The organism is Ralstonia sp. 110700041-2, from assembly GCF_056280165.1.
This window is the reverse complement of record NZ_JBSFAI010000007.1, coordinates 57962-70157: the sequence shown is the minus strand read 5'-3', so window position 1 is coordinate 70157 and position 12196 is coordinate 57962. Positions and strand designations below refer to the sequence as shown.

The following is a 12196-nucleotide window of genomic DNA, read 5'->3' as shown; positions in this document are numbered from 1 at the left end:
TGGCCGCACGTTCAATGTGCGCCGCACTCGGTAATTCAGTATCGATGCTCGTGTGCCGAAGCGGCATCCGCTGTTCGGCGCAGGAGAAAACCTGTCAGCCTTCCTTCTTCTGCTTGACCGGGCGCTGCCAGCTGTCGATGGTGACCTGCCGCGCCCGCGAGACCGTCAGCTTGCCCTCGGGCGCATCCTTGGTCAGCGTGGTGCCGGCACCCAGCGTCGCGCCCTTGCCAACGCGCACCGGCGCCACGAGCTGCGTGTCGGAACCGATGAAGACGTCGTCTTCGATGACGGTGCGGAATTTGTTCGCGCCGTCGTAGTTGCACGTGATGGTGCCCGCGCCGATGTTGACGCGCGAGCCGACCGTGGCGTCGCCCACATAGGCCAGGTGGTTGGCCTTGCTGTGCGCCGCGATCTGGCTGTTCTTGACCTCGACAAAGTTACCGATGTGCACGTCTTCGGCCAGCTCGGTGCCCGGGCGCAGGCGCGCGTACGGGCCGATGCGGGAGTCGGCGCCAACCTTGGCACGCTCGATATGGCAGAACGGCAGAATCTCGGCGCCGGCTTCGATCGCCGCATCGCGGATCACCGCATTAGCGCCGATGCGCACACCGTCAGCCAGCGTGACGCTGCCCTCGAAGATGCAGTTGACGTCGATCACCACGTCGCGGCCGCACGTGAGCTTGCCGCGCACGTCGATGCGCGCCGGGTCGATCAACGTCACACCGTCTTCCAGCAGTTGCTGCGCGAGGTTGCGTTGGTGAATGCGCTCCAGCTCCGCCAGTTGCACCTTGCTGTTCACACCCAGCGTTTCCCATTCGGCCAGCGGGTGGGCGGACGTGATCGGCACGCCTTCGCTGGCGGCGCGCTCGATCACGTCGGTCAGGTAATACTCGCCCTGCGCGTTGTCGTTGGAGAGCGTGGCGAGCCAGCTCTTGAGCTTGGCCGTCGGGCACACCAGGATGCCGGTGTTCACCTCATGGATGGCGAGTTGCGTTTCGTTGGCGTCTTTCTGCTCGACGATGCGCGTGATGCGGCCTGCGGCGTCGCGCACGATGCGGCCGTAGCCAGTCGGGTCACCCAGATGCACGGTCAGCACGCCCAGGTGGTCGTTGCCGGCGGCGCCTACCAGCGCGCTCAGCGTTTCGGCGCGGGTGAGCGGCACATCGCCGTAGAGCACCAGGGTGGGCACGCTCTCGTCGAGCTGGTCGACGGCCTGCATGACGGCGTGGCCCGTGCCAAGCTGCTTGTCTTGCGTGGCGAAGGCGATGTCGGGCGCGCCAACCATCTCGCGCACCCGATCACCACCATGTCCGACCACCACCACCAGGCGCGTCGGCGACATGGTGCGCGCGGTTTCAATGACGTGCGCCAGCAGCGGTTTGCCGGCCAGGGGGTGCAGCACTTTCGGCAGGGCGGAGCGCATGCGTTTGCCCATGCCTGCAGCCAGGATGACGATATTCACAAGGAGGTTCCTAGAGTGACTCGAAGCGATAGCTGCGACGGGTTGCCGGCACCGGGAATGGCTGCCTGAAACCCACCGCCCGCCACCTCCCCTCAGGATGGCCGGACCGCCTGCAAACCCTTCTGCGGGGCGCTTTTGCGGCGTATAAGACACAGATGGAAAAATTCTAGCATGGGGCCCACCCTCCCCCTGAACCGGTCAAACGGTGGAATTGTTGCAATCGCGCCATGACCGAGACGGGTAGCCCGCTGGCCGGTCGGACGGATGGTGGACGCCCGGCATGGCGCGCTGCGCGCATGTGTGCGCCGTGTGCCACCCCGTGTGGAGCGGGCCCCGCTCAGTTTGCCGCCGCCTCCCCAGGCACGGCTTGCTCGGCCGACTTGTCGCCCGGCTTGCGCTCAAATCGCACGAACTCGATGCGGTCGTCGTGCGAGCCGGCAAACACCAGCGGGGCCTGGTCGTAGGCAGTCTGGCCGAACAGCGCGTCTTCGCCGATCTTCGCCAGGCCTGTGGTGAGGCCGTTGAAGTCGAACAGGTTGGTATCGGCCAGGTGCGACGGCACGACGTTCTGCAGCGAAGCGAAGATGTTGTCGATGCGGCCCGGCGTCTGGCGCTCCCACTCCAGCAGCATCTCCTTGACCTTCTTGCGCTGCAGGTTTTCCTGCGAGCCGCAGAGGTTGCACGGAATGATCGGGAATTCCATCGCGCGGGCGTAGGAAGCGATGTCCTTTTCCGCGCAATAGGCGAGCGGCCGGATGACGATGTGGTCGCCGTTGTCGGTGGCCAGCTTGGGCGGCATCGACTTCATCTTGCCGCCGAAGAACATGTTCAGGAAGAACGTGTTGACGATGTCGTCGCGGTGATGGCCCAGCGCGATCTTGTTGGCGCCCAGCTCCTTGGCCGTGCGGTAGATCACGCCGCGGCGCAGGCGCGAGCACAGCGAGCACGTGGTCTTGCCCTCGGGCACCTTCTCCTTGACGATCGAATACGTGTCCGCCTCGACGATCACATACTCCACGCCCAGCTTCTTCAGGTAGTTGGGCAGCACCTCTTCCGGAAAGCCCGGCTGCTTCTGATCGAGGTTCATCGCGATCAGCTTGAAGTCGACCGGCGCGCGCTTCTGCAGCGCCATCAGCACCGACAGCATCGTGTACGAATCCTTGCCGCCGGACAGGCACACGAGGATGGCGTCGCCGTCTTCAATCATGTTGAAGTCGCCGATGGCGCGGCCAACCTGCGACTGCAGTCGGGTTTCGAGGCGGTGGAAATTATTGGAAAACGTCATGGCATCTCGACCCCGCCAGCGCTGAATAATGGCCGAACAGGCGTCAAATTGTGAGGAAAATCAGCATTTTAGCGCGCACGGGGCGCCGTCTGCAGGGTCGCGCGAACAGGCCTAGAATCGTTTGCCTATCTTCTGCTCGATGGAAACGAACCCAATGACGACAGCAATGCGGATTCTGGTGCTTGGCGCCGGTGGCACCGGCGGTTATTTTGGCGGGCGGCTCGCCCAGGCCGGCGCGGACGTGACGTTCCTGGTGCGCCCTGCCCGCGCGGCGCGGTTGCGCCAACACGGTCTCGTGATCCGCAGCCCGCACGGCGATGCGCAATTGCCCGTGCAGACCATCACCGCGGACCAGGCCACGGCTTGGGGCCGCGCCGACCTGGCGCTGCTGAGCTGCAAGGCCTACGACCTGGAAGACGCCATCACCGCGATCCGCCCCGTGGTGGGCGAGCGCACGGTGGTGCTGCCGGTGCTCAATGGGCTGGCGCATCTGGAACGGCTGGATGCGGCGTTTGGTGAATCGCGCGTGCTGGGTGGGCTGTGCCACATCAGTGCGACGAGTGCGCCGGATGGTGCCGTGCTGCATCTGAGCAACGGCCAGGGCCCCGCCGTGCACTCGATCACCTTTGGCGAGCGCACACCGCATGCGCCGCGCGAGCGCACCGAGGCGATTCGCGACGTGTTTGCCACGGCCAACTTTGATTCCGTGCTGGCCGAGAACGTCATGCAGGACATGTGGGAGAAATTCACGTTCCTCACTTCGCTGGCGGCAATGACGTGCCTGATGCGGGCGACGGTGGGCGAGATTGTTGCCACGGACGAGGGCGCGGCGCTGAACGAGGCGATGTTCAACGCGTGCGAGCGTGTGGCTGCGGCGTCGGGGTATCCGAATCGGCAGGCTGCGCGCGAACGGGGGCTCAATGTGCTGACGCAGGCTGGGTCGCCGCTGACGGCATCGATGCTGCGGGATCTGGAGAATGGCGCGCGGGTGGAGGCGGGTCACATCGTGGGGGACATGCTGCGCCGTGGGCGGGCGTTGGGGACGGATGTTTCGCTGCTGCGGGTGGCGTTTGCGCATTTGCAGGCTTATCAGCAGCGATTGTTGCGGGCGACTGTTTGATTGTTTTGCGTTTGTGGTTCATCCCCGGTTTCATCCCCTGCCGGGGCTGACTCACTTTCTTTGTCTTGCCAAAGAAAGTAAGCAAAGAAAGGCGCGCCCGAGATGGCGACCCATTCCTTGAATTTCTGTCGCAGGGAGGGGAAGGGAAAAACTCGCTTCGCTCAGACAGTTTCCCTTCCTTTTTCCTCCCTGCAACAGAAATTCAAGGCGCCATCTAGGGCAGGGTACGGCCACACCTTCTGGAGGCTTGGGTTGTCGATTTGGTTTGCCGCTGTTCCTGGTTTATTGCCAGCCGCCGCCTAGGGCCTGCATGAGCGCGGCGGAATCCAGCAACCTGTCGGCTTGGCTCTGCACCTGTTGCAACGTGGCCTGGTCGACCTGGCGTTGCGCATCCAGCAACGTTAGCGTGCTGATGCCGCCGGCGGCGTGGCGGGCTTGGGCGGCGCGCAGGGTCTGTTGTGCCTGGTCGGTTGCCAGCGCTCGGGCCTGCAGCGTTTGGGCGTCGTTGTTGACGGCGTGCAGGGCGTCGGCCACTTCTTGCAACCCTTGCAATACGGCTTGTTTGTAGGCGGCGCCGGCAGCGTCGTAGGCCGCTTCGGCTTCGCGTTTTTTTGCGCGCAGAGTGCCGCCGTGGAAGAGCGGTTGCGTGAGGCCGGCGCCCAGATTCCAGATGCTTGACCCAGCGCCAAGGAGGTTGCGGAAGCTGGTGGTTTCCGAACCCAGGCCTGCGGACAACGTAATGCGCGGGAACAGGTTGGCCGTGGCCACGCCCACGTTGGCGCTGGCTTCGTGCCACATGGCCTCGGCAGCGCGGATGTCGGGACGGCGCTGCGCGAGCGTGGATGGCAGCGACACCGGCAGCGGGTCGGGCAGATGCAGCGTGTCGAGCGACGGCAACTCGGGTAACCCGGCACCGGGCTCCCGGCCCAGCAATACCGATAGACGATGCCGCTGCTGCGCAGCCTGTTGCATGAGCGGCGGCAACGTGGCGTCGGTCTGCGCGACAAGCGTGCGCTGCGAGAACGCATCGACCTGCGCGACGCCGCCCACGCTCAACCTCCGCTCGGTGATCTCCAATTGCTGGCGCTGCTCGGCCGCCAGTCGCTGCGTGGTGGCGATCTGCGCATCCAGCGCGGCAATCCGCACCGCCGTCGTCACCACATTGCCCGCCAGGGACAGCCGCGCCGCCTCCAGTTCATAACGCTGCGTATCGACCTGCGCGCGCGATGCCTCCAGCGCCCGGCGCACGCCGCCAAAAATGTCCAGCGCATACGACACCGACAGCGACGCCGAATACAACGTGAACGGCCCCGGCTTGGGCGTGTTGAATCCGAACGCCTCCGGGTTGATCTGCTGACGCACCGCCGACACGGTGCCATCCACCGACGGCAACGCATAGCCGAACTGCGCCTGCGCTTCGGCCTGCGCCTGACGCAAGCGCGCCTCCGCCTGCGCGACGGACGGGCTCGCACGCAACGCCTCGTCCACCAACGCATCCAGCGCCGGCGATCGGAACAGGTGCCACCAATCGGCCGGCACGTTGGCATCGACGAGATGCTGCGCTTCGCCGCCAACAACGGGCGCGGATGCGGTTTCCCGCGACACAGGCTGCGTGGAATAGCCGGTAGCCGCTGGCTCCGCGGGCGCCTTGAAATCGGGACCGACGGCACAGCCGCTCAGAGATAACGCGGCAACAATCACAACACCAAGCAACCGCTCGCCCCCCACCAACGCACGCCCCCACTCCAGCAAACGCCCGCCGATGGTTCGGCCGTACCCTGCCCTAGATGGCGCCTTGAATTTTTGTAAGCGGGCGGAAAAAAGAACGGGAACTGTCTGAGCGAAGCGAGTTTTCCCGTTCTCCGCCCGGTTACGAAAATTCAAGGGGAAGTCGCCATCTCGGGCGCGCCTTTCTTTGCTTACCTTTCTTTGGCAAGACAAAGAAAGTAAGTCGGCCCCGGCAGGGGACGAAACAAGGGATGCACCACCACCGTCAGCGCGTCGAATCCACAGCGTCCACATAGCCACCTCAATCCAACGTCTTGCGATAAAACCGCAACGCCACCCCCAGCACCACCACCGTAAACACCATCAGCGGCCAGATGCTCGGCCACAGCTCGAACCAGCCATTGCCCTTGAGCAGGATGCCGCGCGTGAGCCGGTTGAAATACGTCATCGGCAGCAGGTTCCCGATCACCTGCGCCCACTTGGGCATCCCCACGAACGGGAACATGAAGCCCGACAGCAGGATGTTCGGCAGGAAGTAGAAGAAGGTCAGCTGCGTCGCCTGCAGCTGGTTCTGCGCCAGCGACGACAACGTAATCCCCACCGTCAGGCTCGCCACGATAAACAGCAGCGCCGACACGTAGACCATCCACACACTGCCGACGAACGGCACGTGGAAAACGAAGAACGCCATCAGCAGGATGATGGTCACCTGCACCAGCCCGATGAAGATGTACGGCACGATCTTGCCCGTCATCACCTCCAGCGGATGCACCGGCGTGGCGAGCAGGTTTTCCATCGTGCCGCGCTCGCGCTCGCGCGTCATGGCCAGGCCCGTCATCATCACCATGGTCATCGTCAGGATGGTGCCCATCAGGCCGGGGATGATGTTGTATTGCGTGATGCCTTCCGGGTTGTACAGCTTGTGGATGCGCACATCGAATGGCGGCGCCGCCCCGTTGGTGCCAGCACCTCCAGCCAGCGACGACAGCGCGCCCTTCATATCCTTGCTGACGACGCCCTGCACCAGTTGCGAGAGCGAGGCCACGGCGAGGCCGGTAGCGGCAGGGTCGGTGGCATCGGCCTCCACGAGCAGCGAGGGTTTCTCGCCGCGTACGAGCTTGCGCGTGAAGTCCGGCGGGATCGATACGACAAACTGAAGCTGCCCCTTGGCCAACGCCTCGCGCCCGGCGGTTTCGTCTGTCAGCGTGGTCGCCAGGTCGAAGTAGTCGGAGTTGCGCATGCTGGCCAGGAAGCTGCGCGTGAACTCGCTCTGGTCGGCGGCGATTACGCCGGTCAGCAGGTGCCTCGGGTCGGCGTTGATGGCAAAACCGAACAGGATCAGCTGCATGATCGGAATGCCGATCATCATCGCGAACGTCACGCGGTCGCGGCGAAGTTGCAGAAACTCCTTGAGCACCACGCTCCACCAGCGCACAAGCGAAAACCGATTGCCCTCTGGTTTCATGGCTGCGTCCCGTAATTGTCGGAGGAGCGCCTCATCATGTGGATGAACACGTCTTCGAGGCCGGTGTCGATCGGCTCGGCGCGCATACCGGATTCTCCGGCGAGCTTGCGCAGCGTGCCCTCCAGCGCTTGTGCATCCGCGCCGGTCACGTGCAGCACCGACCCAAACGCGACGGTCTGATCGACGCCGGGCTGCCCTTCCAGCTTGCGGCCCAGCTCGACCAGATTGCCGCCCGAGACCGACCACGTCGACAGGTGCTGCGCGGCGATCACTTCATCGGCGGTGCCTTGCGCGAGCAGCTCGCCATATGCGATGTAGGCAAGCTTGTGGCAGCGCTCGGCCTCGTCCATGTAGTGCGTGCTGACGAGCACCGAGATGCCCTCCGCCGCCAGCCGGTGCAGCTCTTCCCAGAAGTCGCGGCGCGCTTTCGGGTCGACACCGGCGGTGGGTTCATCGAGCAGCAGCAGTTCGGGCTTGTGGAGCATGCAGGCGGCCAGCGCCAGGCGTTGCTTCCAGCCGCCCGACAGCGAGCCCGCCAGTTGCTTGGCGCGCGAGGCCAGCCCGAGATGCTCCAGCGCGTGATCAACCGCCTCGCGCCGATTGGGCATCTCGTACAGGCGCGCGACGAAATCCAGATTCTCGCGAATGGAAAGATCATCCCAATACGAGAACCGCTGCGTCATGTAGCCGACGCGCCGCTTGATCTGCGCAGACTGCTTGAGGATGTCGTAACCGAGGCACGAGCCACTGCCGCTGTCGGGCGTCAGCAGCCCGCACATCATGCGGATCGACGTGGTCTTGCCGCTGCCGTTGGGGCCGAGGAAGCCAAAGATCTCGCCGCGCGCAACCTGCATGGAGAGGTCTTTCACGACGTGCTTGTCGCCGAAGTGCTTGTTCAGGCTATGCACGTCGATTGCGTAGCCGCCATTGCCTGTGTGGTGCCGGCTGTCGGGGCTGTCAGGCCGGGCAGTGCTCATGGCAGTGTCACCTCGACGGGTTGGCCCGGGCGCAGCTTCGGGCCATCGGCCGCGGCCGGCCGCGCTTCCACCATGAAGACAAGCTTGTCGCGCGTCGTGTTGCTGTAGATGACGGGCGGCGTGTATTCGGCTTCTGTTGCGATGTACGTGACGGTGGCGTTGATATCGGCCGCGCAGCCATCGCAGTGCAGGCGCGCGGCTTGCCCCGGCTTGAGCGCGCCGACCACGCCTTGTGGCACGAAGAATCGCACCTTGACGTTGGCCGGCGGCAGCATGCGCACCACGGGGCTGCCGGCGCCGACCCATTCGCCTTCGCGATACAGCGTGTCGAACACGAGGCCGCCCTGCGTAGCTTTCTGCGCTTTCTGGTCGAGCCGCCATTGGGCCTGCGCCACTGCGGCCCGCGCCGCCTCCACCTGTGCGGATTGCGCGCGAATCTGGTCATTGCGCGCCGGCAACTGGGCAATGCGCAGCTGGTTGGTCAGTTCACGCACGCGCTGCGCGTTGGTCTGCGCGCTGGAGCGGCTTGCATCGAGCTGCGATTGCGCGATGCCGCCTGCACGGAACTGCGCCTCGTCTCGCGCCAACTGCGTCGACGAGAGCTTGTCCGCCGCCACCGCCTGCGCCAGTTGCGCGCGCACCGCGTCCACTTCCGGCACACGCTTGCCGACGTTCAGGTCGGCGAGTTGCGCTTCGGCGCCTTGCAATTGCGCGGCAGCCTGCTGGCGAGCGGCAGTCTCATCCACCGATTCCAGCACGAAGAGCGGCGCACCTGCGTTGACCGTCTGCCCGCGCTGCACGCCGAGATGGTCCAGCCGCCCGCCCACCGGCGACGCCACGTAGACAAACTCACCTTCCACGTAGCCCTGGTAGGTGCGGTCGTCGTGTTGGGCGCAGCCCACCAACACCATTGCCGCAGCCGATACCGCCGCCACACACCCAGCCCTGCCGATGCACAACGCTTGCCGCATACCGCCCTCCGCGGGATTCGATTGGTTCGATTGTTGCGATTGATTCGATTGCGTGCCGTGTTCGCCTAATTGCGCCCCTTGCTCTCAGGCGTCGACTTTGGCTTCGTCTTCTTCCTGCTGGCGTCCTCGGGCGGTGCGACCGGGCCGATACCGTGCAACAGCAGCGCGGCCACGTGCCGCCCGATGTCCTCGTCGCTGACCCGATCCGCCAGCGGCAGGCGGCCCCAGAGCGCGCGCGTTGCCAACGGCAGCATCGCCAGGCCAATCACCGACACCATCACCAGCGGTGGCTGCAGTGCCGCGTTCACCGCCCCGGCGGCTTGTGCGCGGGCAATGCGGTCGACCAGCAACGTGGCGCGCTCCAGCGCGATGCGCGCGAACACACGCTCGCGCAGCTGGCCGCCTTCGCTGGCGATCTCCCGAATCCACAGCGTCGGAAACCAAGGCGTGGCCGTGGCCACCGTCACCATGCGCTGCGCCACGCCTGCCAAGGTCTGCGCGAGGTCGGGCAGATGCGCGTCGTCGGCGATGATTGCAAGCGCCGGGCGCGTCACTTGATCGACCAGCGGGCGGATGCGCCCCTCCACCACGGCGTCGAGCAATTGATCGCGCGACTTGAAGTGGTAATGCACCATCGGTGCCGTCACCCCAGCTTCGCGGGCGATGGCAGCAAGCGTGGTCGGGCCAACGCCGTCGCGCGCAAACAGGGTGACGGCGATGTCGAGCAGGCGGTCACGGAGGCCGTCCTGCGTTACGCCATCCTGGCGACGGGGGCGGCCCGGGCCGCGAGAAGTCGGTTCGGAGGTTGCCATGCCGCGAATATTAATTGTCTAATTAATTAATTTCAAGGCGACATGTCGCGCCTTGCAGATCGACGGGGAAGATTGCGACCGCGCGGCTAAACGCGCGCCGCCGCATCAAGCTGCGCAAGCCGCACCAGCAAGCGGTCCTGCGCTTCGCTCGGGAAGCTCGATGTGCGGCGCACGGCGAACACGGTGTTCAGGCAGCGCCGCGTCGCGATCGGGCGCACGACCTGCAGACGCCCGCGCTCCACCGCTTCCTGAACGGCATGCAGCGGCAGCACCGACCAGCCCATGCCGGCCTCCACCAAGGTGCTCACTTCTTCCAGATCGGAAACGTGATGTGCGCTGACGGTCGTCTCCGGCATGCGCCGGAACAGCGCCTTGAACCACAGCCCGTAGACCGCATCGGATTCGTCGTAGGTGACAAAGGGCAGCGCCGCGCAGTCGGCCAGCGTGCGTGGCGCAGCGTGCTCACGCAGTGCCCGGGCGCTGCAGGCCAGCACGAACTCTTCGGTATAGACAGCGTGGTGTTCAAACAGGCGCGACGTGCGCGGCGTGTAGACGAAGCCGAGATCGGCGCGGCCGGATTCGACATGGCTGAAGACCTCTTCGTCGCTGCCGAAGACGAGTTCCAGGCGCACGTCGTCGAGAAGCGGCGCCTCCGATTCGGGCGAAGGCGTCAGCAGCGCCGGCATCAGCACATAGCGTCCGAAGCTGGAGCCGCTCGCCAGCTTGAGCGATACCCGCTCCATCTCGCCGCTGTGCAAGGCGGCGCGCAGCTCATCCAGCCCGGCAAACGCATCGCGGCACCACGCACGCACCGACGTGCCGGCACGCGTGAGCACGAGCTTGCGCCCCGAGCGCTCGAACAAGGGCACGCCGAGCCACTGTTCCAACTGCCGCATCTGGTATGACAGCGCCGGTTGCGACACGGCGAGGCGGTCTGCCGCCCGCACGAAGCTGCCTTCGTTGGCGACGGTCAGGAAGCTATGCAGATAGCGCAGCGGCGAGTGCGACATGGCGCCTCAATTCATCAAATTTTTGGATCGAAAAACGAAAAACATTCGATTTGATTTCAAGTCTGTCAGATCGCACAATCCGCCGCAAGTGAACGACCGATCCAGGCAGGAGGCCATCATGACGACCGCAATGCAACATCCGAGCTATGCATTGGAAGACCGTTACGGCGCACGCAACTACGCGCCCTTGCCGGTCATGCTGGAACGCGGCGAAGGCGTGTGGCTGTTCGATACCGACGGCCGGCGCTACCTCGACATGATGTCTGCGTACTCGGCCGTCAGCTTTGGGCATTCGCATCCGAAGCTCGTGGCCGCGCTGACGGAACAGGCCGGCCGGCTGACGCTCACTTCGCGCGCATTCCACAACACCGAGCTGGGGCCCTTCCTGGCCGACGTCTGCCGCATCACGCGCATGGACCGCGCGCTGCCCATGAACACCGGCGCGGAAGCCGTCGAAACCGCCATCAAGGCGGCACGCAAGTGGGCGCGCGACGTAAAGGGCCTGCCGCCCGAGGCGGCCGAAATCATCGTCTTCGACAACAATTTCCACGGCCGCACGACGACCATCGTCGGGTTCTCCTCACACGATCAATATCGCTACGGATTCGGACCCTTCGCGGCGGGCTTCCGGCGCATTCCGTTCGGCGACGCTGATGCACTGCGTGCGGCGATCGGGCCCAACACGGGCGCCATCCTGATGGAGCCCGTGCAAGGCGAAGGCGGCATCGTCGAACCGCCTGCTGGCTACTTGAAACTCGCACGCGAACTCGCCACCCGGCACAACGTGCTGCTGATCTGCGACGAGGTGCAAACGGGCCTCGGCCGCACCGGCGATGTGCTCGCGAGCTGGCACGAAGGCGTTGACGCCGATCTGGTGGTGCTGGGCAAGGCGCTCGGCGGCGGCATGGTGCCCGTATCGGCCATTGCCGGGCGCGAAGCGGTCATCGGCGTGTTCCACCCGGGCGACCACGGCTCCACGTTTGGCGGCAACCCGCTCGCAGCGCACATCGGACGCGCGGCACTTGCCTTGCTGATGGAAGAACAACTGCCACAGCGTGCCGCGCGCGTGGGCGCAGCGTTCATCAACGAACTGAAAACGCTGGTCGGCCACGGCGTTCGGCAGGTGCGTGGACGCGGCTTGATGATCGGCCTGCAGCTCGACGCCGACATCGATGCACACGACTTCGCCTTCGCGCTGGCCGAGCGTGGCGTGCTGACCAAGGACACCTACGGCAACGTGGTCCGCCTGACACCGCCGCTGGTCATTGGCGAGGCCGAACTGGCGCTGGCGCTGGACGCCATCCGCCAGACGCTGGCCGGCTGGCCGCGGCGCAAGGTGGCGTGACGAAGAACTCGCAAGGGGAGT

At 65.3% G+C, this 12196-nt stretch carries 10 protein-coding genes; 2 read left to right on the top strand and 8 right to left on the bottom strand.

What is annotated here, in order from left to right:
* Positions 1-94 precede the first annotated feature (94 nt).
* Positions 95-1462: a bifunctional UDP-N-acetylglucosamine diphosphorylase/glucosamine-1-phosphate N-acetyltransferase GlmU gene (gene glmU / locus ACUXH0_RS12030; RefSeq protein ID WP_137910972.1), complete on the bottom strand. Its 1368-nt coding sequence runs from the start codon at positions 1460-1462 to the stop codon at positions 95-97.
* Positions 1463-1799: 337 nt separating this feature from the next.
* Complete coding sequence (gene ttcA, locus ACUXH0_RS12025) at positions 1800-2747, bottom strand: tRNA 2-thiocytidine(32) synthetase TtcA (RefSeq protein ID WP_137910971.1); 948 nt, start codon at positions 2745-2747, stop codon at positions 1800-1802.
* A 166-nt stretch (positions 2748-2913) separates the two neighbouring features.
* Between ttcA and panE the strand changes: the two genes are divergently transcribed.
* A complete protein-coding gene (gene panE / locus ACUXH0_RS12020) occupies positions 2914-3867 on the top strand; it encodes a 2-dehydropantoate 2-reductase (protein WP_171013300.1) in 954 nt (317 codons plus the stop codon).
* Positions 3868-4149: 282 nt separating this feature from the next.
* On the opposite strand, the gene ACUXH0_RS12015 is transcribed toward panE, so the two are convergent.
* From ACUXH0_RS12015 to ACUXH0_RS11990, 6 genes are all read right to left on the bottom strand, one after another.
* Complete coding sequence (locus ACUXH0_RS12015) at positions 4150-5889, bottom strand: efflux transporter outer membrane subunit (RefSeq protein WP_137910969.1); 1740 nt, start codon at positions 5887-5889, stop codon at positions 4150-4152.
* 7 nt (positions 5890-5896) lie between these two features.
* A complete protein-coding gene (locus ACUXH0_RS12010) occupies positions 5897-7060 on the bottom strand; it encodes an ABC transporter permease (RefSeq protein ID WP_137910968.1) in 1164 nt (387 codons plus the stop codon).
* Positions 7057-8037 (bottom strand): ABC transporter ATP-binding protein, encoded by a 981-nt coding sequence (locus ACUXH0_RS12005; protein ID WP_009239302.1) that lies wholly within the window; start codon positions 8035-8037, stop codon positions 7057-7059. Before ACUXH0_RS12005 ends, ACUXH0_RS12010 begins: the two co-directional genes overlap by 4 nt.
* Positions 8034-9008 (bottom strand): HlyD family secretion protein, encoded by a 975-nt coding sequence (locus tag ACUXH0_RS12000; protein WP_137910967.1) that lies wholly within the window; start codon positions 9006-9008, stop codon positions 8034-8036. The genes ACUXH0_RS12005 and ACUXH0_RS12000 overlap by 4 nt, the downstream gene beginning before the upstream one ends.
* Before the next feature lie 65 nt (positions 9009-9073).
* On the bottom strand, positions 9074-9820 hold the full coding sequence (locus ACUXH0_RS11995) for a TetR/AcrR family transcriptional regulator (RefSeq protein WP_137910966.1): 747 nt from the start codon (positions 9818-9820) through the stop codon (positions 9074-9076).
* Positions 9821-9906: 86 nt separating this feature from the next.
* The gene (locus ACUXH0_RS11990) at positions 9907-10830 is read right to left on the bottom strand and encodes a LysR family transcriptional regulator (protein WP_024973797.1); all 924 of its coding nucleotides are present in this window, start codon (positions 10828-10830) and stop codon (positions 9907-9909) included.
* Positions 10831-10948: 118 nt separating this feature from the next.
* Here ACUXH0_RS11990 and rocD point away from each other — a divergent pair, with 118 nt between their 5' ends.
* Positions 10949-12175, top strand: coding sequence for an ornithine--oxo-acid transaminase (gene rocD, locus ACUXH0_RS11985; protein WP_137910965.1), 1227 nt, complete (start codon positions 10949-10951; stop codon positions 12173-12175).
* Positions 12176-12196: the final 21 nt, after the last annotated feature.